This window comes from Collinsella aerofaciens, from assembly GCF_041537385.1.
Taxonomy (GTDB): Bacteria; Actinomycetota; Coriobacteriia; order Coriobacteriales; family Coriobacteriaceae; genus Collinsella; species Collinsella aerofaciens_BV.
Map to the genome: position 1 here is coordinate 303,446 of NZ_JBGORS010000002.1, position 25,483 is coordinate 328,928.

Below are 25,483 nucleotides of genomic sequence, written 5' to 3' on the forward strand. Positions count from 1 at the left end.
ATTCCTTCCGCCGTTCTAACGAACGGCGGTCGGCTTGACGCTGCGCGAGCCCCAGACGGACGATCTGCCTTTCAATCGTCGGGCATGGGCAAAAGCCCTATGCCCTCCTCTTTCAAGGCACCTCGCCACGCCTGGAACTCGCTCGCTGTCCAACCGCTCTCTGCGCCGTTCTCCTACTTGTTGCGTTTCTTACTTCCTACCAAATTTGATCTTGATGGCACGCTTGAGTGCGTACTTGCCCAGGCTGGGGAGCTTTTGCTCGTATTTGACCATCGTTGAGCACTCGGGGCGGTCGCGATCCAGATGGATGGCGTCGAACGCGCACTTGGTGGTGCACAGGCCGCAGCCGATGCACTTGTTGGGGTCGACGATCGAGGCACCGCAACCCAGGCAACGGGCGGTCTCGGCGCGCACCTGCTCTTCGGTAAAGGTCTCGACGTACTCGCTAAACGGCGCGGCCTTCTCGCGCTCGCGGTCCACGTGGGCAACCTCACGGCTCGCGTTGTCGTAGCTCTCAATCACGACATCGTCGCGGTCGAGCGCGGTGTAGCGGCGCTGGTTGCGGCCGATGGTGAGCGTGGACCCCGGCTGCACATAGCGATGGATGGACACGGCGGCCTCGTGGCCGGCGGCGATGGCATCGATGGCAAAACTCGGACCGGTGTAGACGTCGCCGCCCACAAAGATGTCTGGCTCGGCGGTCTGGTAGGTCTGAGGGTCGGCAAGGGCACCCTGACCGCGGCCAAGCTCCACCTTGGAGCCAGCCAGTAGGTCGCCCCACACAATGGACTGGCCAATCGACATGACGACACGGTCGGCATCGACACGACGCAGATCGTTCTCATCGTACTCGGGCGCAAAACGACCCTCGTCGTCATAAACACGCGTGCAGCGCTTAAAGGTGATGCCGCACACACGGCCGGCCTCGTCCAGGTGAACCTCCTTGGGGCCCCAACCGCAGCTGATGTGCGCACCGTCCTCGATGGCCTCGCGACGCTCCTCCTCGCTGGCGGGCATCTGGGCCTCGCTCTCCAGGCAGAACATCTCAACGTGCTCAGAGCCCAGACGGCAGGCGTTGCGGGCAACGTCGATGGCCACGTTGCCGCCGCCCACCACAATGGTGCGGCCGAACAGGGTATCGATCTTGCCGCTGTTAACCTCGCGAAGGAAGTCGACGGCCACGGTCACGTCCTCGGCATCCTCGCCCGAAATGCCGGCAAGGCGGCCGCCCTGGCAGCCAATGGCAACGTAGAAGGCCTTAAAGCCCTGCGCGCGCAGCTCGTCGAGCGTCACGTCGCGACCGACTTCCACGCCATAGCGGAACTCGGCACCCATCAGGCGAATAACCTCGACCTCGGCCTCGATAACATCCTTCTGCAGCTTAAAGCTGGGAATGCCGTAGGTGAGCATGCCGCCCGGACGCTCGTTCTTCTCGAACACGACGGGCTTGTAGCCCTTCTCGGCCAGATAGAAGGCACAAGACAGGCCGGCCGGACCGGCACCGATGATAGCGATCTTCTGATCGAAGCCGCCGGCACGCGTCGGAGTCACCACGGGCGGGACATAGCGGGTCGCTGCGTCCAGATCGCGCTGGGCGATAAACTTCTTGACTTCGTCGATTGCCACGGCGGCGTCCACACGGCCGCGGGTGCAGGCATCCTCACAGCGGCGGTTGCACACGCGGCCGCAGATAGCGGGCAGCGGGTTCTCGCGCTTGATGAGCGCCAGCGCCTCGTCATAGCGGCCCTGCGCCGCAAGCTTTAAGTAGCCCTGAACGGCAACATGCGCAGGGCAGGCCGTCTTGCAGGGAGCGGTGCCGGACTCATGCGTCTCGATGCGGTTGTCGTTGCGGTAGTTGGGCGCCCACTTGGTGTGGTCCCACTTGGTGGCATCGGGCAACTCCTGGCGCGGATACTCGGGCACCTGTCCGCCGGCCTTTTTGCTGCAGAGCTTCTGGCCCAGCTTAGCGGCGCCGGCCGGACACACCTCAACGCAGCGACCGCAGGCCACGCACTTGTCCTTCTCGACCTTGGCGACATAGGCCGAGCGCGACAGATTGGGCGTGTTGAACAGCTGCGAGGTGCGCAGGGCGTAGCACACGTTGACGTTGCAGTTGCAGATGGCGAAGATCTTGTTCTCGCCGTCAATGTTGGTGATCTGGTGCACAAAGCCGTTGTCCTCGGCCTGGCGCAAGATGTCGTAAACCTCGTCGCGCGTCACATAGTGGCCACGATCGGTCTCGACCACGTAGTCGGCCATATCGCCCACGGCGATGCACCAATCGGCCGGGTCGTCGGCGCAGCCCTCACCCATCACGCGACGGCTCGCGCGGCAGCTGCAGGTGCTGGCGGCATACTTACCCTCGTATTTGTCGAGCCAATGTTCGATATGCTCGATCGGCACCGAGGTGCTTGCGGCGTCGATGGCCTTCTCGACCGGAATGACGTGCATGCCGATACCGGCGCCTCCGGGCGGCACCATCGGCGTAGCCTTGGACAGCGGCCCCTTGGACGCCTGCTCAAAGAACTTGGCATAGACCGGATGCTCCTCGAGCTGGCTCACGCGCATGTTGAGGAACTCGGCGGAACCCGGCACCAGCATGGGCAGCACCCACTGCTTGGCGCGCTCGGGGTTTTCCCAGTTGTACTCGAGCAGACCCGTGTAGCTCATGTCGTCGAGCATCTTCTCGATATCGGCCTCGGGCATGCCGGTGAGCTTGACCATCTCGGGCAGCGTATAGGGACGACGCATCTTCATCTTGCAGAGCACTTCGGCCTGCTCGTCGGTTGCGGCCTCGGCAAACGACCAGTACTCGTAGCCCAGCAGCTCGTCGCGATGCAGCAGACGGTTGGTGCAGTGCTCGCACAGCTTGACGATTGCCTCGCGCGGATGCTCCGGCAGCGGCGGCACAAACTCCGCGCCGATATCGGGCTCGGTGTAACTAATCCCCGGTCCGTTGAGAATCATGGTTGTCCCTTCTCTTGCCGCAGCCCGACGAGGCCGCAGCGCCCCTCTTTTTTTGCAGGCCGGGCATGCCCCCATGCCGTTCACCCGCCATTGTTGACATTGTGTCAAAAATAGTATTGACGAACCGTCAACAATATTCAAGACTGTTAGGCGAACGGTCAGGCAAAAGAGGATGAAAGGCGGCAAAACATGGGCGACACGTACGCAGACATCCCTGTGGCCGACGCCACTCTTGCGTCCGATAGCGCGGCAAAGCGCCTGACGGGCGACGAACGCCGTCGCGAGATCCTCGATGCCGTGCGCACCGTAAGCTCCGAGCTGGGCGTGTCCCACCTATCGGTATCGGCCGTGACCAAACGAGCCGGCTGCACGCGTTCATTGTTCTACCACTACTTCGCCGACATGGACGCCGCCGTCACCGCCGTCATGGACGAGGCAATCGACGGTTTTATCTCCGAGCTCGAGCAGTGGAACGCCGGCCGCACCGTCGGCGATATCGAGGGCGCGCTCGACACCGTCGCCCCGCTCTTTAAGCGTCTGGTCGCCAGCGGCCACGAACTGCCGAGTACGCTCACCTCAAGCAGTGGCGCGCTCTACGGCGGCTTTTTGCACAACGTGGTCCAGCGTGTGGCGCAGTATATCTGCGACACCACCGTGGTGGATTTTGTCGCCCATCATGAGCTACGCATCGACCATGTCTACGAGACGTTCTACACCCTCATCATGGGTCTTTTGATGTATATCCGCACGCACCCCGATGTGCCCGACGAGACGGTCAAGGAAATCATCGCCTCGACACTCCACATCGAGGGCTATACCGCCAAGTATCCGGAGCGCAAGCCCCAGAACTGACGACATTTGGCCAAACTGCCCGCGATCAGAAGAGGGGCCGCGGGCGTGTGAAAGGAGAGCAGCATGCTGTTCGATGTTTGGGGTAGCGATACCCTTATCCACTGGGCCGGCTGGGCCATGGTCTTTATCGGCCTGATCGTGCTCAACGAGGTCGGCCGCCGCACCAAGCTCGGCGCGGCCATCATCTTTGGCGTGGCTCCGCTGGCCATGACCATCTACTGCGTCGCCATCGCCGTCGGCGTTTCGCAGGGTGCCGAGTGGGCGCTCACCAACCCCACCCATGTGTACCAGAACAGCTGGTTCCACTACGCCAAGGTCTACGCGGCGTTGGCCGGTTGCTGGGGCTTCATCGCCATTAAGTATCAGTGGGGCAAGATCGGCAAGGCGCACTGGTTCCGCGCGTGGCCGTTTGTGATCGTCGCCATCAACATCATGATCGCCGTCGTGTCCGACTTCGAGAGCGCCTATCATTTCTTTGTCCTGGGCGAGTCCACCTGGGTCACCTCCGAAGGTGCTACGCAGTTGGCCGGCTGGAACAACGTGTTCAACGGCATCGCCGGTATCATCAACATCTTCTGCATGACCGGTTGGTGGAGCGTCTACGCCTCCGAGGACAAGACCGACATGCTGTGGCCCGACATGACCTGGGTCTACATCATCGCCTACGACATCTGGAACTTCTGCTACACCTACAACTGCCTGCCCACCCACTCCTGGTTCTGCGGCTTTGCGCTGCTTCTGGCGCCCACTGTCGCCGCCTTTATCTGGAACAAGGGCGGCTGGATCCAGAACCGCGCCTTTACGCTGGCCATTTGGTGCATGTTTGCCCAGGTGTTCCCGTACTTCCAGGAGGAGTCCATCTTTGTGACCCACTCCACGCTCGACCCCGCCGCCGCCACCGCGGTCTCCATCGCCGCGCTGGTCGCCAACATCGCCGCGATCATCTATGTCGCCTACCGCGCCAAGAAGCTCGGCCGCAACCCCTACAAGCAGGATGTCTTTGAGGGCACCAGCGACTGGGAGAAGGCTACCGCCCGCCGCGCCAAGGTGGATTACGCTCACGCCGAGTAACATGCCCAGCACGAACGCCGCTTGAATGTGAAGCCGCCTGGCCGACTCCGCGCAATGCAACGTATTGCATGCCCCCGGAAAGCGATTTGTCCGCTTTCCGGGGGCTTTTTGTTGTTGCGCGCATCCACACACATTCAAAACCTCTCGCACAGATAAAATCAGATTTCCGATCGCCTGACAGCTCTATATGACCCTGTTTTTGGGTACATTGTTGTCCCGATATTGAGCTTGGGGGATGTATGAATGATGAGACGATGGGCCAAGAGGATGCGGCCCAAGATGCAGAAGCTTGCGCTGAGGCCTTAGAGAGCTTAGACCGGATTTCACTCGATGAGATTGCGTTTGACGATTCGGGCGTTGATGTGCAGGATGAGCCGGAAGCCGAGGCGCAGTCCGATGATCAGGATGCAGACGACGTTGAGCCTGCCGAAGATGAAGCAGGTCGCGAAGACACCGAAAGCGAGGCCGGCAATCAGCCCGAATCCGACACGGGCGAGGAAACCGTCTTGCTCGACAGCTTGCCGGCCGAGGATTCGCTGACCCGCGAGCTCCCCGGCCTAGGTTCTGCTCCTGTCGTCGATGAGACCATCGCCATGGGCGATATTCCCCTGCCGTCCGTTCCCTCGGCACGCGAAGCCGAGGTCCGCCATCGCAAGATGTCGCCCAAGCGCCGCAATCTAATGGTCGCCGGCGCTGTGGCCGTTGCGCTTGTCGCCGGCGGCGCAGGCTACGCAGCCTGGAACGGATACCGGCAAGAGCAGGCTGCCGCTGTCGCCGCCAATGCCCACACGATGATGTCGGTGCAGATTGGCGTGCATGCCGCGGGGCTCGACTGTTCCGCCGGCTCCAAGATTCCCGTACAGGTAAGTGGCCAGGATTCTGACGGATCCTCCGTGAGCGAAACACTCTATGTTGACGAGCACGGCCGCGGCATCAAACTGCTACCCGGTAACTACACGCTCTCCATTGCCGCCTCCCCCATCGCGTCCGACGGCACCGTCTATACCGTGCCGACCACCAAGGCGCAGGTCACGATCAAAAGCGACGGACAGGACCTAAGCAGCCAGGCCGCCTTTAGGCTCAAGGTGCCTTCGGCCGACACGGTGACTGACGACCAGATCGATGCCGCCGCCAAGTATGCCGAGGAGGGAGGCACGAGCTCCGCCGCGGCTGCCAAAGTGCTCCAGCAGGCGGCAACCGCGCGGCGCGACGCCGCCGTCAATGCCGTGAGCGCGCAAAAGGCACAGGCAGCCCGCGATGCCGACGCCCGCCACAAGGCAACCGACCTCTACCAACTCGATATCCCCGTCGAGTGGTACGGCAAGGTCGAGACTTGGCAAAATGGCAGCACGCTATGCATCTATCTTGCCGGCGACAGCGATACGCCGATTGTGACGCTCGTCGCGGTGCGCGAGGGCGAGAGCTTTACGCCCGATGAGGGCGATACGGTTTTGGGTGCGGCCAATCTAGGCAACGGTTATACCGTCTACGCCAGCGGCCCCGTCTATCCGTACGTGGTGCTCCAGACCATCAACGGACGGACGCAGAATCCCGTGTCAACCTACCCCATGGACACGGCCATTGAGCTTGTCGAGCTCACGACCGGTAACCGCTACACCTATAGCCAGATCAAGAACGTACTGGTCGGCAAAGACGGCAAGGCAGACGCCGCGACCAAACTTGAGACCGACTACCTCGCCCAGATTCTCCTGCCGAGCATCAAGGCCCAGGACTAGCCGACCCAAAGACAGCCGCCCAACACCCACATCCCTAACGCAGTTGCGGTGAAATAGGGACTGTTTTTGCTGGTCAAACCGCAAAACAGTCCCTATTTCACCGCAACTTATTAGTGGCCTTTTGGGTGGCACTCAGCGCCAGGGGTCGGCTTCGAACATCGGTTCGCGCTCGGGGCGTCGGTCGCTGTAGGGGTCGTAGCCGTCATCGTCCTCGTTCTCGGCACGGATGTAGGGGTCGCGCGGCTTGGGTGCCGGCTTAGGCGCAGGCTTGGGTGCGGCGGGTGCGGCATCGGTCGCCGGCGCGCTTGTCTTGTTCTCGTCTTTCATCTGCATAGCTCCTTGCATCGCATCCGTTCAACATCATCGATTGTCGCACGAAAAAGGGCGGCGGACCCGATTGGATCCGCCGCCCTTGGCGTTTTGCGATGAAAGGCGGTTTTAAAGCTGGCCCAAAATCTACTCGGCGTCGGGGACTTCGTAGGTGGCCGCCGGCGTGTTGTCGCACACGACGGTAAAGCCGCCGTCCTTGTCGACATCGACCGTCACCTGATCGCCCTCGCGCACCGTGCCGTCGATGATAGCGGCCGCGATGGCATCCACGACCTCGCGCTGGACCAGACGCTTGAGCGGACGAGCGCCAAAGACCGGGTCCAGGCCGCCCACGGCGAGCATCTGCTTGGCCGCCGGGGTGATGGCAAGCGTCATGCGCTCCTTGGCCAGGCGTGCGCGGACATCGGCGAGCTGGATGTCGACGATCTTCTCGATCTGCGCCATGCCGAGCGGATGGAACACCACGATATCGTCGATACGGTTGAGGAACTCGGGGCGGAAGGTCTGAGCCATGGCCGCATCGACCTGATGGCGCATCTCTTCCTCGTCCTTGCCCGAAAGCTCGGCAATAGCCTTGGAGCCCACGTTAGACGTCATGATGATGATCGTGTTCTTGAAGGACACCTGACGACCCTGGCCGTCGGTCAGGCGGCCGTCGTCGAGCACCTGCAGCAGCACGTTAAAGACATCCGGATGGGCCTTCTCCATCTCGTCGAGCAAGATCACGGAGTACGGACGACGGCGCACGGCCTCGGTGAACTGTCCGCCCTCGTCGTAACCCACGTATCCCGGGGGCGCACCGATCAGACGCTGGACGCTGAACTTCTCCATGTACTCGGACATGTCGATACGCACGAGCGCACGCTCGTCGTCGAACAGGCACTCGGCAAGCGCCTTGGCGAGCTCGGTCTTGCCTACACCGGTGGGGCCCAGGAAGAAGAAGCTGCCGATGGGCTTGTCCGGATCGGAGAGGCCCGCGCGGCTGCGGCGCACGGCCGCGGCCACAGCGGAGACCGCCTCATCCTGACCGATAACGCGCTTATGCAGCTCGCCCTCCAGGCCCTTGAGCTTGTCGAGCTCGCCCTGCATCATCTTGGACACGGGCACGCCGGTCCAGGCGCTCACGACCTCGGCGATCTCATCGGAGGTCACCTGCTCGTTGAGGCCCTCGCCGTCGGCCTCCTTTTGCGCCTCGAGCGCGGCCTCGGAATCCTGAATCTGCTGCTGCAAACCCGGAATCACGGAGTAGCGCAGCTCGGACGCACGGCCCAAATCTCCGTTGCGCGTCGCGCGCTCCTCTTCGCTTCTGGCCTCGTCGAGCTGGCCTTTGAGCTCCTGCACGTGGTCGATGGCGTTCTTTTGGTTGAGCCAGCCGGCCTTTTGCACGTTGAGCTTTTCCTGGACCTCGGCGATCTCCTGGCGCAGGGCCTCCAGACGCTCCTTGGAGGCGTCGTCGGTCTCCTTCATGAGCGCCTGTTCCTCGATCTGCAGCTGGGTGAGCTGACGCGTGGTGGCGTCAATCTCGACCGGCATGCTGTCGAGCTCCATGCGCAAGCGACTTGCCGCCTCATCGACCAGGTCGATGGCCTTGTCGGGCAGGAAGCGGTCGGCGATATAGCGATCGGAGAGGTCGGCAGCTGCCACGAGCGCACTATCGGTGATATGCACGCCGTGGAAGATCTCGTACTTCTCCTTGAGGCCACGCAGGATGGAGATGGTGTCCTCGACGGTGGGCTCGCTCACCATCACCGTCTGGAAACGACGGGCGAGCGCCGCGTCCTTCTCGATGTACTTGCGGTACTCGTCGAGCGTGGTCGCGCCAATCGCGTGCAGGTCGCCGCGAGCAAGCGCCGGCTTGAGGATGTTACCGGCGTCCATGGAGCCCTCGGTAGCGCCCGCGCCCACGATGGTGTGGAGCTCATCGATGAACAGGATGACCTTACCCTCGGATTTTTGTACTTCCTTGAGCACGGCCTTTAAGCGATCCTCGAACTCACCGCGATACTTGGCGCCGGCGACCAGCGCGCTCATGTCGAGCTCGATGAGGTCGCGATCGCGCAGGGTGCTCGGCACGTCGCCGGCCACGATACGCTGGGCGATACCCTCGACGATGGCCGTCTTGCCGACGCCCGGCTCGCCAATGAGCACGGGGTTGTTCTTGGTGCGGCGGGACAGGACCTGAATAGTACGACGGATCTCGTCGGTACGGCCGATGACCGGGTCGAGCTTGCCGGCGCGGGCCAGATCGCAGATGTTGCGACCGTACTGCTCCAACGCCTCAAACTGAGTCTTGTCCTCGGCAGACGTCACGCGGTCATCGCCACGCAGCTCCTCGTAGACCTGCTCGATGCGCTCCTTGGTGACGCCGGCGTCGCGCAGCACGCGACCCGCCTCGCCCTTGTCCTCGGCAAGCGCCATCAGCAGATGCTCAGTCACCACAAAGCTGTCGCCCATCTTAGTGGCCTTCTTCTCGGCCTTCTCGATGACGCGGACGAGCTCGTTGGACAGGCCCATCTGCTGGCCCTCGCCCGAAACCTTGGGCGCGCGGTCGATGGCATCCTGTGTGGAGCGCGCAAGCTGAGCCGGGTCGGCACCGATGCGCTCGATGATCACGGAGATATTGCGCTCGCCGGCGCCGAGCAGGGCGGACAGCAGGTGAATCGGTTCCACCGCGCCGGCCTGAGCGTCAGCGGCCGTGCTCATGGCGGTCTGCAACGCCTCGCGCGACGTCATTGCTAGCTTATCGATTCTCATGGAATCACCTCTCTTGGGGCGGCCGCCCTACGGGGCGGCTTCACGTTGTTCGAGAAGTATTGTTGCCAGCTTTGCGCGATCTTATACACAAATCTAAGTCTCTATATATAAGATTTTCTGAGTGATTGATGGATAGGGTACTGAGATGTCAGCCCGCCGCTGCCCAGGCGCACTACCGTCTCGATCTGTAACATCTAGCAGCCATTTTTGATCCTAGATGTTACAGATCGAGATGAAATGACCAGCAGCAACCGTTTGTCTCAATCTGTAACATCTACTCGGCAAATTAGGGTCTAACTGTTACAGATCGAGACAAACCGAAGACACCCGAATCGAAAATCTAAATCTGTAACACCAGGCCCACTTTTAGCGGCCAAGATGTTACAGATCGAGACAAACCAAGAACCACCACAAAGGTGCCCGTCCCCTTTGTGGTGGTCCAGAGAAGAATCAACCCCGATTAAAAGAGGCGACATCAAGCCCAGTCTACGTTTGGCGATCCCAAGACCCAGCGAGAACGCGGCGATGGAATCGAGAACCGACAATAGCCCGTTCGCACAGATAGAGGCGGAGGTTCAAGGTCAGAGTCCGGCTTAAACAGCTTGGCTATCGTACGCCACAACTTTCTCGTCATCGTCCCTGTCGTTTTTATAGTGCTTATAGTGAAAATAGCAAGTTTAGTGAGAATAGTATTGCGCAAAACTCGTGAACTCAATTTTTGACCCCTCGCCCAGAATGAGGGGAGGCAAATATTCCTATTAGAGATCAAATCGAAGCCCAATAGGGCCTTTTAGCCCTCTCATTCCGGGCGGTCGCTTTCTTTTGAATATTGTCGTAAGCTGGTATCATTTATCTTAATGATTGCATATTGCATGAGAGGTGCCCCACCGTGAAACGCTCCACCTATATCGGCCTGCTCGTCTTAGCGTTTGCAATTACCGCAGTCGGCGTAGGCATTATCTATCTCGCATTTCTCCCTGCCTCGGCAACACAGGCGGCGGTTGAAACTGTAAGCTACCCCATCGAAATCCTCACCGATATCGTCAAACCCGATTCAATCAACGTCGATTTCGACGGTACGCCCGCAGCGCTTGGGGTCAGTAACTATCCCCGAATCGAACTTGGAGCCACGCGCTATACCCAAGATGAGCAGCTTATCGGCAAGGCAACCAGTTTGCTCAAAGGCAAGACGTTTAAGCGATGGTACGGCGCCGCAATATATCGAGCCAAGAAAGGCCAAATGAATGGCGGGTATTATTCGACCCTTGAACTCGATGCGGCAAACGGGAGCAGACTGTGCAACGTTTCATACGACCCCGGCTACGTGGACAACGAAGGGCCGGGAGTCTATATCTCGGATGGCAACGTGATCTACGTCATGGAAGGCGACCAGACGGCAGTCGTCGATTTTATGGATCGGTGTACCGAGGATGCCTACGAACAAACTTGCGAGCCCGATCCACAGACAGCGCGCGACAGTGGCTCAGCACGCACTTGGCTATTTGACGATGAAATAACCTGGACCCCATCGAAATAAGAACCCGCCGGACAGGCACCTTTGTGGTGGTCCAAAAAGAAGCCGCCCCAATAAAAAGAAGTGGCATCAAGCAAGTCTATTTATTAGCGTCCCTCAAGACCCAACGAGAACGCAGAAATGTAGTCCGGGGCTTACCCTTTCCCGAACGCGACCCTCGCGAAGCGCGTGAGCGGGCGGGAAAGGGTAAGCCCCGGGCGGACAATTAAGTGCGTTACTCGGCAGCGGCCTTGAACTTGTTGTAGTTGATCAGGCAGCCGGCCTTGACGATGGCACGCTCCTCGGCCGTCATATCGGCGATGTAGAGCTCAATCTGCTCGACCGTACCGTCGGCGCGCACCACGTAGGCGGCGATGTCCTTTAGGTCACCATCGAGCGCGGCGCGAATACCCGGCACAAAGACGTAGTCGCCCACCTCAAAGTTGGGCTCCGCCTCCATCTGGAAGGGCACCATGCCCCAGTTCATCACGTTGGAGCGATAGCGCTTGGTGGCGTACTCGTGGACGATGTTGGCCAGGCCGCCAATTACGCGCTGGCAGCTCGCGGCCTGCTCGCGGGCAGAACCGTCACCGGGCTTCTTGGCATAGAGCATAGAGCCATACTCGGCCGCCTTGGCATCGGCCGCGACACCCGCGCCGGCCAGCGCCTCAAACACGCCGGCAAGCTCGGCATCGAGCGCCGCCAGGTCGCCTGCGGCCTCGCCGGCAACGCGGCGCTTCTCCACGGCATCGACTTCCTTGGAGCGGCCCACGTATGCCGGGTCGCGGCGGCTCAGCGTAAACTCGGCCAGGCCCAGCGGGTTGGAGCGGAAGGAGCTCGTCTCGCCCGAGGGAATGAGCTCGTCGGTCGTGGTGACCGGGTCCATGATCTTGGAGCATACCTTGAGCAGGATGTCGTCGCCGAGGGGCTCCATCGCGGGCCACGGCTTAATGTTGGGGCCTTCGACCAGCTCGTCGGCAGGCTCCGCCTTGCCAAAGCCCCAGTACACGCGCTTTTTGTACGGCGCATCGTCAAAGGTGTACTCGCAGGCCTCGTCCCAGGTGTCCTCGGGCAGGTCGGTCGCCGGCGTCAGGACGCCGCCGTTGGCAGCCGTCGCCGCAATGGAGCGGGCGTCCATCAGGGCCACGGCGCTCAGCTGACCGTTGCCCGGCTTAGAGCCCTCGCGGTTGGGGAAGTTGCGCGTAGTGTGGCGGATCGAAAGGCCGTTGTTGGCAGGCGTGTCGCCGGCGCCAAAGCACGGACCACAGAACGCCGTGCGCACGATCGCGCCGGCCTCCATAAGGTCGTAGATATAGCCGCGGCGTGTAAGCTCGAGTGCCACGGGCTGGCTCGTGGGATAGACCGACAGCGAGAACTCGCCGCAGCCGGTGTTGGCGCCCTTGAGCACGCGGGCGGCCTGGACCACGGAGTCGTAGTTGCCGCCCGAGCAGCCGGCGATAACGCCCTGCTGCACGTGCAGCTTGCCGTCGACGATCTTGTCGAGCAGACTAAAGTGCGTCTTGCCCTCGCCGATCTTGGCGGCCTCAAGCTCCACCTCATGCAGGATGTCCTCGAGGTTCTCGTTGAGCTCGTCAATCTCAAAGCCGTTGGAAGGATGGAACGGCAGCGCGATCATGGGCTTGATGCTCGACAGATCGACCTCGACGCAGCCGTCGTAGTAGGCAACATCGGCGGGCTTGAGCTCGCGGTAGTCGTCGCCGCGGCCGTGCATGACCAAAAACGCGCGCGTGTCCTCGTCGGTGGCCCAGATGCTCGACAGGCAGGTGGTCTCGGTGGTCATGACGTCGACGCCGTTGCGGTAGTCGGTCGTCATGCTCGCGATGCCGGGGCCCACGAACTCCATGACCTTGTTCTTGACGTAGCCCTTGGCAAAGACGGCGCGGATGATGGCGAGCGCCACGTCGTGCGGGCCGACGCCGGGGCGCGGGGCGCCCGTGAGGTAGATGGCGACGACGCCGGGATAGGCGACATCGTAGGTGTCGCGCAGCAGCTGCTTGGCCAGCTCGCCGCCGCCCTCGCCCACGGCCATGGTGCCCAGGGCGCCGTAGCGGGTGTGCGAGTCGGAGCCCAGAATCATCTTGCCGCAGCCGGCGAAGTTCTCACGCATAAAGGAGTGGATGACGGCGATGTGCGGCGGGACGAAGATGCCGCCGTACTTCTTGGCAGCCGAGAGGCCAAAGACGTGGTCGTCCTCGTTGATGGTGCCGCCCACGGCGCACAGGGAGTTATGGCAGTTGGTGAGCACGTAGGGCAGCGGGAACTGCTCCATGCCCGAGGCGCGCGCCGTCTGGATGATGCCGACAAAGGTGATGTCGTGGCTCGCCATGGCGTCGAAGCGAATCTTGAGTGCCTCGGGGTCGCCGGACGTATTGTGTGCCTGGAGGATCGAATACGCGATGGTGCCGCGCTTGGCATCCTCGGGCGTCTGCGTAATGCCGCGTTCGGCAGCCTCGGCCGCAGGCACAACCTCGGTGCCACCGCGCAGGTAGATGCCGTCCTCGTACAGCTTGACCATACTGTCTCCCACTCTGCCCAAAAGATTTGGGCGCATAGCATACATTCGTTTAATATCGTGCCATAGAACGGTTGCGAGTGGGTTACGAATCTGCACGTTCACTTTATCTAGGTAAAGTACAGGACGAACCCCTTGCATCGCTCTCTTGACAAGGCGTGTCCCAAAGTGCCGGCACAAAAGGAACGTCCCCAAGTGCCAACCAAAGCAACGCCGCAGGTAGAGGACGGACAGCGAGCGGGCCGCATTTGAGACAAGGTGACGTGAAACGAAAGGGCGCTGACCTTCTGGTCGCGCCCTTGAAGTTGAACGTCAGATTGTCCAAATGCGGCCCGCGCAGCGTCGAGCCGTTACGCGGTTTGGAAAAACCGCGTAACTATAGGTCTCCGCCGGCGCCCAGCAGCTTGCGCATGACTTGCTCGGGGTTAACCGAGCCGTCACGCGGAGCAAGGGCGGTGATCTTCTTCTGCATCTTGTACTCGTGCAGCTCATCCTCGAGTTGGCGTACGCGGGCGCGGAGCTTCTCGTTCTCGCGCTCGCGTTCCTCGGCGCGCTCCTTCATATCGAGGATACGCACCACACCGGCAAGGTTGATGCCCTCGTCGGTCAGTTGATTGATGAGTTCCAGACGCTCGATATCGGCACGCGAATACAGGCGCGTGTTACCGCCCGAGCGCTGAGGATTCACCAGGCCCTTGGACTCGTAGACGCGCAGAGTCTGCGGATGCATGCCGGTCAGCTCGGCCGCCACGCTGATCATGTACAGCGGTTTGTTCCTATTGTCCTCGGCCATGCTACCTGACCCCTTTCCGTCTCGTTATCGTCCATCATAAGCCCGCGGGCGCGGGCGTGCGCCACGACCGCCCTAGTACGTCGCCTTGTAACGGTTAACCTTCTCGCGATAGTCGCGCGTGTCGGCCTCGCGCAGCTTGGTCATGGCATCGCGCTCGTCATCGGATAGGTTCGTGGGGACCTGCACCTTGATCTCGACGAGCAGCGCGCCCGTACGGCCACGGTGCTTAACGTCGGGCGCTCCCATCTCCTTAAAGCGGAACTTCTTGCCCGTCTGGGTACCCGCGGGCACTTTCAAACGGACCGTCGCACCGCCGGGCGTGGGCACGTCCACCGTGCAGCCGAGCGCCGCCTCGTAGACCGAGACCGGTACCTCCATGGTCACGTCGGCGCCTTTGCGCTTAAACAGCGGGTGCTCCTCCACATGCGTGGTCACGACCAGGTCGCCGCGCTCACCACCCGCAACGCCATACTCGCCGCGACGCTTGTAGCGCAGCTTGCCGCCGTCGACCGCGCCCGCGGGCACCGAGACCGTAATGGTCTGCTGCTCGCCTGTCGAGGGAATGCGATAGGTGACCTTGTGCGTAACGCCGCGAAACGCATCCTCGGCAGTTACGTCGACAGTCAGCGACAGGTCGCCGCCCTTGCGCGCGCGGTTGCGGCCCGCGCCCGTACCGGCAGCGCCCGCAGCCCCGGCAAAGCCCGAGCCCCAATCGCTGCCCCAAGCGCCGTTGCCGCTAAAGATGCTGTCGAAGATATCGCCCCAGCCGCTGGCGCCCGCGCCGGCACCGTAGCCGCCGCCATACGCGCCGCCCGCGCCCGGCATGCCGCCAAACATGAGCATCTGGTCGTACTCTTTGCGCTTCTTCTCGTCCGAAAGCGTCTCGTAGGCCTCGCTGATCTCCTTGAACTTGGCCTCGTCGCCGCCGGCATCGGGGTGATATTTTTGCGCGAGCTTACGAAACGCGCTCTTGATCTCTTTGTCGGAGGCGCTCTTGGATACGCCCAGGATGTCATAGAAGGTTTTGCCTGCAGCCATCGTAGCTCCTCTCCTGTTACGTCCGCCGCCCATGCAGACGACGGCTCATGCTTTCATATGGCACTAGGCCAGAAAGGGCCCCGGGTGTTGCCCCGGGGCCCTTCTCAATTACTCCTCGGTGCTCTCGGCCGTATCGGCCGAAGCATCCTCGGGCGCCGCTTCGGGCTCCGGTGCGGGGCGCTTCTCGCCACCGTAGGTCACCGTCACCATCGCGGAACGCAGGATGCGATCCGCCATGCGGTAGCCCTTCTGGTACACATCGTTGACGGTCTCGTCGTACTGCGATGCGTCCTCGACGCGACCCACAGCCTGATGCTCGAGCGGATCGAACGCCTCGCCCTTGGGGTCGATGGGCTCAACGCCCTCATGCGCAAACACGTCGAGCAGCTTGGCATGCACCGCATCGACGCCATCGACGAACTGCTTAAAGTCGTCGGAAAGCTCTTGACTGCGGGCATGGTCGATCGCGCGCTCGATATCGTCAATCACCGGCAACAGCGCGGTGACAAGCTTCTCGGTCGCGCGCTCGCGCTCGGCGATACGCTCATTGGCGGTGCGGCGACGGAAGTTCTCCCAGTCGGCCTGCAGACGGGCGGTACGCTCGGTGGCGTCCTTTGCCTTGTCCTCGGCGGCCTTCTGAGCCTCTGCCGCAGCATCGAGCTCATTGCGCACGTCGGCGAGCTCTTTCTGAGCCTGCTCGAACTTGAGCTTAAAGTCGTTGTCGGCGGCTTCTTCACCGGCGCGGATAGCGGCTTCCACCATCTCGTCCTCGGTCATCGTCGCCTCCTTGTTGGAATCCTCTACCTGGTTCTCGGCAGCCTCGGCGGCCGGGGCCTCGTTGGCCTCGGTATCGTCAACGGCCTCTACGGGAATCTTCACGTCCTTCTCCTCAGAGTCAACGGGGGCGGCGCCAGCGGCGGCCGCCTCCGTGCGAGCTTTACGGGCGGACATGATTACTTGTCCTCGTCGTCCACAACCTCGTAGTCGGCGTCGACGACGTCATCGTCGGCAGGCTGGGCACCGGCGGCACCGTCGGTCTGCTGCTGAGCGTCGGCGTAGACAACCTGGGCCAGCTCGTAGGCCACAGACTGCAGGGACTCGCCGGCGGCCTTGATGGCCTCGACGTCAGAGCCCTCGAGCGCCTTCTTGGCGTCGGCAATAGCGGCCTCGGCCTTGGACTTCACGTCGGCGGAAACCTTGTCGCCCAGCTCGTTGAGGGTCTGCTCGGTGGAGTAGCACAGGCTGTCGGTCTGGTTGCGGACCTCGACCTCTTCCTTCTGCTTCTTGTCCTCCTCGGCATGAGCCTCGGCGTCCTTGACCATGCGATCGACTTCGTCGTCGGACAGAGCGGTGGAGCCGGAAATGGTGATCTGCTGCTCCTTGCCGGTGCCCTTGTCCTTAGCGGAGACCTTGACGATGCCGTTGGCGTCGATGTCGAAGGTAACCTCGATCTGCGGCACGCCGCGGCGGGCAGCCGGGATACCGGTCAGCTGGAACTTACCGAGCGACTTGTTGTCGCGGGCAAGCTCGCGCTCGCCCTGGAGCACGTTGATCTCGACGCTGGTCTGGTTGTCGGCAGCGGTGGAGTAAACCTCGGTCTTGGAGGTCGGGATCGTGGTGTTGCGGTCGATCATCTTGGTCATGATGCCGCCCATGGTCTCGACGCCCAGCGACAGCGGGGTAACGTCGAGCAGCAGGATGCCTTCGACGTCGCCGGTGAGCACGCCGCCCTGGACGGCAGCGCCGTCGGCAACGACCTCGTCGGGGTTCACGGACATGTTGGGCTGCTTGCCGGTCATGGTCTTGACGAGCTCCTGGACGGCGGGCATACGAGTGGAGCCGCCGACGAGGATGACCTCGGTCAGATCAGAGAGCTTAAGCTTGGCGTCGCGCAGGGCGTTGGTGACAGGCTGCTTGCAGCGCTCGAGCAGGTCGCGGGTGATCTTCTCGAACTCGGCGCGGGTCAGCGTGTAGTTGAGGTGCAGCGGGCCGGACTGGTTCATGGTAATGAACGGCAGGTTGATGGTGGTCTGCTGGGCGGCGGAGAGCTCCTTCTTGGCGTTCTCGGCGGCCTCCTTCAGACGCTGCAGGGCCATGGGGTCCTGGCGCAGGTCGACACCGTTCTCCTGTTGGAACTTATCGGCCATCCAGTCGATGACGCGCTGATCCCAGTCGTCGCCGCCCAGGTGGTTGTCGCCCGAGGTGGACAGAACCTCAAACACGCCGTCGGCGAGGTCGAGGATGGAGACGTCGAAGGTGCCGCCGCCCAGGTCGAAGACCAGAATGCGCTGGTCGGTGCCCTGCTTGTCCAGGCCATAGGCCAAAGCGGCAGCGGTCGGCTCGTTGACGATACGCTTGACGTTGAGGCCGGCGATCTTACCGGCATCCTTGGTGGCCTGACGCTGGGCGTCGTTGAAGTAGGCCGGGACGGTGATGACGGCGTCGGTGACGGTCTCGCCCAGATACTTCTCGGCGTCAGCCTTCATCTTGGCGAGCGTCATGGCGCTCACCTGCTCGGCGGTGTAATCCTTGCCCTCGATATCGACGACGGCACGACCACCCTGGCCCTCCTTGACCTCATACGGCACGGTCTTGATCTCGGAGGTGCACTCGGAGTACTTGCGGCCCATAAAGCGCTTGATGGAGAACACGGTGTTCTTGGGGTTGGTGACAGCCTGGTTCTTAGCGGCCTTACCCACGACGCGGTCGCCGTCAGCACGGAAGCCAACAACGGACGGGGTGGTGCGGTCGCCCTCGGCGTTCACGATAATGGTCGGAGAACCGCCCTCGAGGACGGCCATAGCGGAGTTAGTAGTACCAAGGTCGATACCAAGAATCTTGCCCATTAGAAATTCCCTCTCTCTTGTGCGTTTGCACCGACCCGGCGGTCTGCCGCGCGGCGCTTCGGCTTGTCTTTCAGGATGTAGTGTATCCCCTTATGGGCCGGAATATACAAAATCTAAGTCAATTCATATAAGATTTCTTATCTCTAAGAGTTTAGGTTCTCAAATGCGCAGGTAGATGCACTGTTTGAGTTCTCGGCAGATCTATTGAGATCTATGTAGAGATGGCTGAGGTTTGGGTCCGGAGGTGCCTGGGGCTGCCTTACGGAAAGCTCGTCCCGGTTTGAGCGTGGATTCCGGGTCGCAGTTTCCATCTGAAGGCTCAACCGGAAACTGCGACCCGGTTTTCGGCTAAATAACGGGATGCCCTTTTCGCAGGCGCGCGCAATAGCTCAATATTATGAGTCACCTTTAGCTAACATTTGTGCAGCTCAACGGCCCCACCTGCGCGTTTTTTAGTAAACCTTGGCATACTCGGCGAACGGTATGAAGATGCCGGCCAGAGGGTATTGCAAACGGTCGCTCCCGTGGTATGTTTTTGCCCGAATCAAACCGGCGCGCATCGTCTGTAGCGTCGGTCAACAGAGAGGAAACTACCATGGCTCATCCCGTAATTGATGCCGACGAGTGCATCGCTTGTGGCGTTTGCGTCGACTCCTGCCCCGCTGGCGTTCTGGAGCTCCAGGACGTCGCCACCGTCGCTGACGAGGACTCCTGCGTCGCCTGTGGCGCTTGCCAGGACGCTTGCCCCGCTGGCGCGATCACCGAGATCGTCGAGGAGTAACAACTCCCCACTTGCACACTCAAAAGTACACCGTGCACAAAAAGGAGGCCTCCGCATCGCCGCGGAGGCCTCCTTTTGCATTCGTCGTTACTAGGACAAATCGTCTTCGTAGGGCATCAGGTCTGCCAAGTAGCCTTTCTCTTTGAGCATGGTCTCGATCTCGTCGAGGGTCTGCTCGTCCTCCGCCGCGATGCGATGGAAGTGGTAACCACTCGTCACCGTCAGTAGCGGAAAGCTCTTGCCGCTCTCGATATCGTGCAGGTAGCGCTCAACATCGCGACGATTGCGAATGTCCAGGTCGGCCGTGATCTTACCGTACACGCGGTGATTGACGATCACGTTGAGCACGGCGCCTCCGGCGTCGACGATACTCGTGAGCTCATCCCCTGCCTGCTCCACGCTGTGGCGAACCTTGACCAAGCGCGTGGGCACGGCGGGGCTGCTGGGGGCCTCCTGCAGCACATAACCACGGTTGGTCGCCACGACATCATGCCCATCGGCACGTAACAGGGCAATATCCTGAACCACGACCTGACGGCTCACGCCAACTTCGCGGGCAAGTGCGCTGCCCGAAACGGGCTCCTTGGCTCCCTCGAGCACGCCCATGATGGCACGGCGACGCTCGCGGGCGTCCATTATTTACCGTCCAGCAGACGCAGGTGCTTGAGCGAAAGGTCGAGAATCGGCGCAGAGTGCGTCAATGCCCCCGAGCTAATAAAGTCAACGCCCAGGTCGGCGAGCGCGCGGATATTGTTAGCGTCCACGTTGCCCGAGCACTCGGTCTTGGCGCGGCCGGCGATAAGCTCAATCGCGGCAGCCATGTCGTCGTGGGTCATGTTGTCGAACATGATGATGTCGGCGCCGGCTTCCACGGCCTCGCGCACCATGTCCAGGTTCTCGCACTCGATCTCGACCGTCGTGGTAAACGATGCATGGGCGCGCGCCATCTCGATCGCACGCGCCACACCACCGGCGGCGTCGATATGGTTGTCCTTGAGCATGACGGCCGTCGACAGATTGTAGCGGTGGTTGCTGCCGCCACCGATCTCGACTGCGGCCTTCTCAAAGACGCGCATGCCCGGCGTGGTCTTGCGCGTGTCGACGAGCACGGTCTTGGTGCCCTCGAGCACCGCAGCCATTCTGTGCGTATAGGTAGCGATACCGCTCATGCGCTGCAGGTAGTTGAGCGCCACGCGCTCGCCCGAAAGCAGCACGCGTGCATCGCCGCGCACCTGGCCCACGTGGTCGCCGGCGTGCACCTCGTCACCGTCGGCAACATCAAACAGCACCGAACTCTGCGGATCCAGCAGCTCAAAGGTGCGGGCAAACACGTCCAAGCCGGCGATGATGCCATCGGCCTTGGCGATAAGCTCCACCGTGGCGGGGCGCGCCGCGGGGCACACGCTCGCCGTGCTCACGTCCTCAAATGTAATGTCCTCGCGCAGAGCCTGCAGAATCAGATCATCGACGACGAGTTTCATGGTAATGGGATTCATGGTCTACTCCTCCACGGCCTGCGTGCCGGCGGCACGGGCCAAATCATCGATTGCCAGGGTGTCGACGCTCAGGGCGCGATGACGGCCATCGAGCGCGGGATCGCCCGCCTGCTCCACGGCCAGCGACTCGCCGGTACGCATGTACCACGCGGCGCGACGACCCCAGACCAGCGCCTCGAGCAGGCTGTTTGATGCAAGGCGGTTCTTGCCGTGAACGCCGTTGCAAGCCGTCTCGCCCGCGGCGTAGAGCTCGGGCATCGAGGTGCGGCCGTCCTTGTCGACCCACACGCCGCCCATAAAGTAGTGCTGTGTGGGCGTAACGGGGATGGGCTCGTCCAAGATATCGCGGCCGTCCTCCAGGCAGCGTGCGCGAATGTTGGCAAAGTGCCCGGTCACCACATCGCGCTCGACGGGGGCAAAGCTCAGCCACTCGTGCTCGGTGCCGTCCTGCTTCATCTGCTCGCGAATAGCGGCGGCGACCACATCGCGCGGCTGAAGCTCGTCGGTAAAGCGCTCGCCGGCGGCGTTGAGCAAAATCGCGCCCTCGCCGCGGCAGCTCTCGCTGATCAGGAAGGTGCGGCCCGGCTGCGGCGAGAACAGTCCCGTGGGGTGGATCTGCACGTAGTCCAAGTGCTCCATCTTAATGCCATGCTCCTGAGCGATGTAGCAGGCGTCACCCGTGAGCTGCGGGTAGTTGGTCGAGTGGTCGTATACGCCGCCGATGCCGCCCGTCGCCCATAGCGTGTGACGGGCATGGATCTTAAACGGCTCGCCGGCATGCACGCCCTCGGCGGCATTTGCCAGCTCGTCGGCGGGACGAACCGAGTTGTCCTCGTCCACGGAAACGGCGACGATACCGGCACACACCGTGGCGCCGTCACGCTCGCCCGTCAGGATGTCGGTCATGGCCACGTGCTCCAAAATCTGCACGTTATCCAGCTTGCGAACGGCCTGGAGCAGCTTGGTCGTAATCTCCTTGCCGGTGATATCGGCATGGAAGGCAATGCGCGGACGGCTGTGTGCGCCCTCGCGGGTAAAGTCGAGGCTGCCATCCGCCTTGCGCTCAAAATCCACGCCCATCGCTAGCAGGTCGTTGATGACCGAACGGCTCGAACGGATCATGATGTCGACGCTCTCACGGCGGTTCTCATAATGACCGGCGTGCATGGTGTCCTCAAAGAAGGCATCGTAGTCCGAGCCTTCGGGCAGCACGCAGATGCCGCCCTGCGCGAGCATCGAATCGCACTCGTCGACAGCGCCCTTGGAGAGCATGATCACGCGCGTGCTCGTCGGCAGATTGAGAGCCGCGTACAGGCCCGCTACGCCGCAGCCGGCAATGACGACGTCGCACTCCATGTCGGGGTATTGCTTGGTTTCCACAGGAATCCTCTCCCTTGAATGTGACATAAGGGACCACCCCTCATGCCACATTGTTCTAGCGTGCTGCGTACTCGAGCATACGATCGAGCGTGAGCTTGGCCTGGTCGGCAGCCTCGTCCGACACGCCGATCTGCACTTCGCCCTCGCCCGTCTCCAGGCAGCGCACGAGCTTTTCGAGCGTGATGAGGTCCATGTTGACGCAGGTGGGCTGCACCGCGGGGAAGTAGAACCTCTTGCCGGTGCCCTGGCAGCGGCGCTCGAGCTCGTAGAGCACGCCGCGGACCGTCACGATAATGAACTCGCTCGCGTCGGACTCCTCGGCATACTTGATGATGCCGGCGGTGGAGCCGATGTAGTCGGCCTCGGCCAAGACGTCGGCCTTGCACTCAGGATGCGCCAGCACGAGCGCGTCGGGGTGGGCCTCCGTCGCGTCGACGATCTGCTCGACGGTGATGATGTGATGGCGCGGGCAGTAGCCGTTGTTGAGGATGACGTGCTTTTGCGGCACCTGCTCGGCTACAAAGCGGCCGAGATTTTGGTCGGGAATGAACAGGACATGCTGCTGCGGCAGCTCGGACACGATCTTGACGGCGTTAGAGCTGGTAACGCACACGTCGCTCCAGCTCTTGATCTCGACCGTGGAATTGACGTAGCAGACCACGGCAAGGTCGTCACCGTACTCGGCGCGGGCGGCGTCGACCGTCTCGCGCTTGACCATGTGAGCCATGGGGCAGTCCGCGCCCGGCTCGGGCAGCAGCACGGTCTTAGTGGGATTGAGCAGCTTGGCGCTCTCGCCCATAAACTCCACGCCGCACAGCACGATGGTCTGCTGCGGCAGGCTCTTGGCGAGCTTTGCCAGGTAGAAGCTGTCGCCGACGTAATCGGCTACGGCTTGGACCTCGGGCGCCACATAGTAGTGCGCCAAGATCACCGCATCACGTTGGGTTTTTAGTTGCTGAATGGCCTCGACGAGCTCTGCGGGCACCAATGCCGCGCGCTCCGTTGCCGTCGTTGCCGATGCTAGGCCGGCCGCGATATCGCGTGCAAGCTCCGATGCATCCATGTTCGCGCTCTGTGCCATCAAGGCCCCTCTCTTTTGGCGAATCTTGGGGCTTTAGTATGACACCTAGGTTTACAGCTGACAAGACAGCTGTAAACCTAGGTGTAAAGTTGAAATAAAGATTCAATCATGCGGCAGATCCATTTTCGAACTGGCAAGCTGAGGATAGCCGAGCTCTCGATAGCGCAGGAGGCATCTTTCGCCACCGCAATACCACTCGGCGCGAGTTGCGCACCATGAGGCACGAACGGGCGCTCCCCCGCGAGCGGCACGCGCCCAATGTGGCAAAATCGAACTACTAAGGGGGCCCGAATGCTCAAGATTATTGCCTGCGACGATGACGTCGCTTTTCTAGATAGACTGCACCGGATGATCGACCGTTGGTCGACTGAGACGGGCACGGCGGTCGATGTTGCGCTCGTTACGTGCGGCGAGGACCTGCTGGCGCGCCATGCCGCGTCGCGCGCCGACATCATCCTGCTCGACATGATCATGCCGCTCGTCAACGGCATGGACACCGCACGCGAATTGCGCCAGGCCGACACCGCCGTGCGCCTGGTGTTCCTTACCTCGTCGCCCGAGTTTGCACTGGAGTCCTACGAGGTCCGCGCCTTCGACTATCTGCTCAAGCCCGTGACTTACGAACGCCTGGCGCAGTTACTCGACGAACTTTCGAGCATGCGCCCGGCGGCAACCGACGAGCTCGTGATCAAAACGTCCTTTGGCTACCACGCCCTGCGCCTGTCCGACATCGAATATGCCGAGGCGCGCAATAAGCACGTGGTCTTCCATCTGCGCGACGGACGCGATATCGAGGCACTCGAGTCGTTCCGCAGCGTCGAGGACCGTTTGGCGCAAAATGCCACCTTCTTTAAATGCCACCGTAGCTACCAGGTCAACTTGCGCAACATCGACCACTTCGATCGCACGGACATCGTCATGCGCTCCGGCGTGTGCATTCCGCTGTCGCGCAGCAGCAAGCAGGGGTTCCAAGACGCCTACTTTGCGGTGCGCTTTGAGGGCGGGAGGCGCTGATGATCTCCTCGGTCGAAATGGCCCTTTGGGCAATCCACCACGCCACAACGCTACTCTTTGGCGTCTTTGCTTCGGCGGCGCTGTGCGGTATCGAAATCAATCGACGCCATGCACTCGAGTTGGTGGGGGTCGGAGCCGCAACCGGCGCTGCCTTTTCGATCGCCAATGTCGTTGGCGGAGAGCTTTTTGCCCGTCAGGTCTATCCGCTCGTCGTGCACCTGCCGCTTACCGTCTACCTGTGTGCGCGCTACCGCCTGAGCCCGCTGCTCGCGGCATTGGGCGTCACCAGCGCCTATCTGAGCTGTCAGTTCAGCAACTGGATGGGCATCGCCGCATTTGCCGCAACCGATTCGCAGATCGCGTACTATCTGGCACGCATCGCGACCACGCTCGGCGTCTTTGCCGTCCTGCTGCATTGGGCCGGCGACATTGGACCCCGCCTGGCAATTAAAAGCACCACCGAGTTGGGCATCCTTTTAATCCTGCCGCTCGTCTATTACGTCTTTGACTATGCCACCAACGTCTACACCACGCTGTTCCACTCGGGCTCGGTGGTGACGGTTGAGTTTTTGGCATTTGCGCTCTGTGCCTTCTATCTTATGTTTCTTGCCGTTTACCTGCGCGAATACGAAGAAAAGGAAACCGCCGAGCGAGAGCGCTGGATGCTCGAAACCCGCGACAGCGCCGCCATCAAAGAGCTCGAGGCTTGGCGTCAATCTGGGCGCGAGCTGTCGATTCTTCGCCACGATATGCGCCACTTCCTACGCGGCCTGGCCGCTTTAATTGAGGAGGGCCACACCGACGAGGCGCTCAAACGCATCGACGAACTCTGCGAAGCCGGCGACCGCACCGCCGTACGCCGCTTCTGCGCCAACGAGACCGTAAACATTGCGCTTTCGTCATTCAACTCGGATATCAATAGAAACGGCATTACCGCCAACCTGCGCGCCGCCGTACCCGAAACCATCCACGTAGGTGACGCCGACCTGTTTAGCGTGCTCTCAAATGCCTTGGAAAACGCTATCACCGCCGCAAGCGCCGCACCCCAAGGAAAGCGATTCGTCGACCTTGACCTGCGACTTGAGGACGGCCAGCTGTTGCTGTTAGTCTCCAACACGTTTGACCGCGCGCCGCGCATGGTCGACGGCATGCCCGTGACCCAGCATGCAGGCCACGGCTTTGGCACCAAGAGCATCAAACTTGCCGTCGAGCGCATGAACGGCAATTGCCAGTTCCGCATTAACGACGATCGGTTTGAGCTGCGCGCTGTGATGTAAGGGCGCGGGCGCGACGGATTT

General features: G+C 61.7%; 19 protein-coding genes. 7 read left to right on the plus strand and 12 right to left on the minus strand.

All coding sequences use genetic code 11. The annotated features are described in order from the left end of the window. Positions 1-189: 189 nt before the first annotated feature. On the minus strand, positions 190-2,967 hold the full coding sequence (locus tag ACEG18_RS04765) for an FAD-dependent oxidoreductase (RefSeq protein ID WP_372541485.1): 2,778 nt from the start codon (positions 2,965-2,967) through the stop codon (positions 190-192). A gap of 189 nt (positions 2,968-3,156) precedes the next feature. On the opposite strand from ACEG18_RS04765, the gene ACEG18_RS04770 reads away from it, so the two are divergent. From ACEG18_RS04770 to ACEG18_RS04780, 3 genes are all read left to right on the plus strand, one after another. Further along, entirely contained in the window at positions 3,157-3,819 is a 663-nt protein-coding gene (locus tag ACEG18_RS04770; RefSeq protein WP_372541486.1) for a TetR/AcrR family transcriptional regulator, read from the plus strand. Between the two features lie 63 nt (positions 3,820-3,882). Continuing rightward, positions 3,883-4,890, plus strand: coding sequence for a DUF5692 family protein (locus ACEG18_RS04775; protein ID WP_372541488.1), 1,008 nt, complete (start codon positions 3,883-3,885; stop codon positions 4,888-4,890). 239 nt (positions 4,891-5,129) lie between these two features. Continuing rightward, positions 5,130-6,626, plus strand: a complete 1,497-nt coding sequence (locus ACEG18_RS04780; protein WP_372541490.1) for a hypothetical protein — start codon at positions 5,130-5,132, stop codon at positions 6,624-6,626. A 132-nt stretch (positions 6,627-6,758) separates the two neighbouring features. Here the strand turns inward: ACEG18_RS04780 and ACEG18_RS04785 are convergent, their stop codons facing one another. Together ACEG18_RS04785 and clpB are read right to left on the minus strand one after the other, a co-directional pair. Then, the gene (locus tag ACEG18_RS04785) at positions 6,759-6,953 is read right to left on the minus strand and encodes a hypothetical protein (RefSeq protein ID WP_372541492.1); all 195 of its coding nucleotides are present in this window, start codon (positions 6,951-6,953) and stop codon (positions 6,759-6,761) included. A gap of 129 nt (positions 6,954-7,082) precedes the next feature. After that, positions 7,083-9,710 carry an ATP-dependent chaperone ClpB gene (gene clpB, locus ACEG18_RS04790; RefSeq protein ID WP_372541493.1) on the minus strand — a complete coding sequence of 876 codons (2,628 nt, stop codon included), beginning with the start codon at positions 9,708-9,710 and terminating at the stop codon, positions 7,083-7,085. Positions 9,711-10,599: 889 nt separating this feature from the next. Between clpB and ACEG18_RS04795 the strand changes: the two genes are divergently transcribed. Then, positions 10,600-11,247 (plus strand): hypothetical protein, encoded by a 648-nt coding sequence (locus tag ACEG18_RS04795; RefSeq protein WP_372541494.1) that lies wholly within the window; start codon positions 10,600-10,602, stop codon positions 11,245-11,247. 211 nt (positions 11,248-11,458) lie between these two features. On the opposite strand, the gene ACEG18_RS04800 is transcribed toward ACEG18_RS04795, so the two are convergent. The 5 genes from ACEG18_RS04800 to dnaK all read right to left on the minus strand — a co-directional run bounded on the left by ACEG18_RS04800 (position 11,459) and on the right by dnaK (position 18,433). Continuing rightward, positions 11,459-13,759: a hydratase gene (locus ACEG18_RS04800; protein ID WP_372541495.1), complete on the minus strand. Its 2,301-nt coding sequence runs from the start codon at positions 13,757-13,759 to the stop codon at positions 11,459-11,461. A 373-nt stretch (positions 13,760-14,132) separates the two neighbouring features. Further along, complete coding sequence (locus ACEG18_RS04805) at positions 14,133-14,549, minus strand: heat shock protein transcriptional repressor HspR (RefSeq protein WP_006235210.1); 417 nt, start codon at positions 14,547-14,549, stop codon at positions 14,133-14,135. Between the two features lie 72 nt (positions 14,550-14,621). Beyond that, positions 14,622-15,587, minus strand: a complete 966-nt coding sequence (locus ACEG18_RS04810) for a DnaJ C-terminal domain-containing protein (RefSeq protein ID WP_372541497.1) — start codon at positions 15,585-15,587, stop codon at positions 14,622-14,624. Positions 15,588-15,695: 108 nt separating this feature from the next. Continuing rightward, on the minus strand, positions 15,696-16,538 hold the full coding sequence (locus ACEG18_RS04815; RefSeq protein ID WP_372541499.1) for a nucleotide exchange factor GrpE: 843 nt from the start codon (positions 16,536-16,538) through the stop codon (positions 15,696-15,698). A gap of 2 nt (positions 16,539-16,540) precedes the next feature. After that, complete coding sequence (dnaK, locus tag ACEG18_RS04820) at positions 16,541-18,433, minus strand: molecular chaperone DnaK (protein ID WP_006235214.1); 1,893 nt, start codon at positions 18,431-18,433, stop codon at positions 16,541-16,543. Between the two features lie 595 nt (positions 18,434-19,028). Between dnaK and ACEG18_RS04825 the strand changes: the two genes are divergently transcribed. Then, the gene (locus tag ACEG18_RS04825; RefSeq protein WP_006235216.1) at positions 19,029-19,214 is read left to right on the plus strand and encodes a DUF362 domain-containing protein; all 186 of its coding nucleotides are present in this window, start codon (positions 19,029-19,031) and stop codon (positions 19,212-19,214) included. Positions 19,215-19,304: 90 nt separating this feature from the next. Here ACEG18_RS04825 and ACEG18_RS04830 read toward each other — a convergent pair whose 3' ends face one another. The 4 genes from ACEG18_RS04830 to nadA are packed head-to-tail and all read right to left on the minus strand — an operon-like array spanning position 19,305 to position 23,171. Next, a complete protein-coding gene (locus tag ACEG18_RS04830) occupies positions 19,305-19,850 on the minus strand; it encodes a transcription repressor NadR (protein ID WP_372541501.1) in 546 nt (181 codons plus the stop codon). Next, positions 19,850-20,710 carry a carboxylating nicotinate-nucleotide diphosphorylase gene (gene nadC, locus ACEG18_RS04835; RefSeq protein ID WP_372541502.1) on the minus strand — a complete coding sequence of 287 codons (861 nt, stop codon included), beginning with the start codon at positions 20,708-20,710 and terminating at the stop codon, positions 19,850-19,852. The genes ACEG18_RS04830 and nadC overlap by 1 nt, the downstream gene beginning before the upstream one ends. Before the next feature lie 3 nt (positions 20,711-20,713). Continuing rightward, positions 20,714-22,090: an L-aspartate oxidase gene (locus ACEG18_RS04840; protein ID WP_372541504.1), complete on the minus strand. Its 1,377-nt coding sequence runs from the start codon at positions 22,088-22,090 to the stop codon at positions 20,714-20,716. Positions 22,091-22,145: 55 nt separating this feature from the next. Further along, positions 22,146-23,171 carry a quinolinate synthase NadA gene (gene nadA / locus ACEG18_RS04845; RefSeq protein ID WP_372541506.1) on the minus strand — a complete coding sequence of 342 codons (1,026 nt, stop codon included), beginning with the start codon at positions 23,169-23,171 and terminating at the stop codon, positions 22,146-22,148. Positions 23,172-23,462: 291 nt separating this feature from the next. On the opposite strand from nadA, the gene ACEG18_RS04850 reads away from it, so the two are divergent. Beyond that, entirely contained in the window at positions 23,463-24,185 is a 723-nt protein-coding gene (locus ACEG18_RS04850; protein WP_372541508.1) for a LytR/AlgR family response regulator transcription factor, read from the plus strand. Further along, a complete protein-coding gene (locus tag ACEG18_RS04855) occupies positions 24,185-25,462 on the plus strand; it encodes a sensor histidine kinase (protein ID WP_372541510.1) in 1,278 nt (425 codons plus the stop codon). The genes ACEG18_RS04850 and ACEG18_RS04855 overlap by 1 nt, the downstream gene beginning before the upstream one ends. The last annotated feature ends 21 nt before the right edge of the window (positions 25,463-25,483 follow it).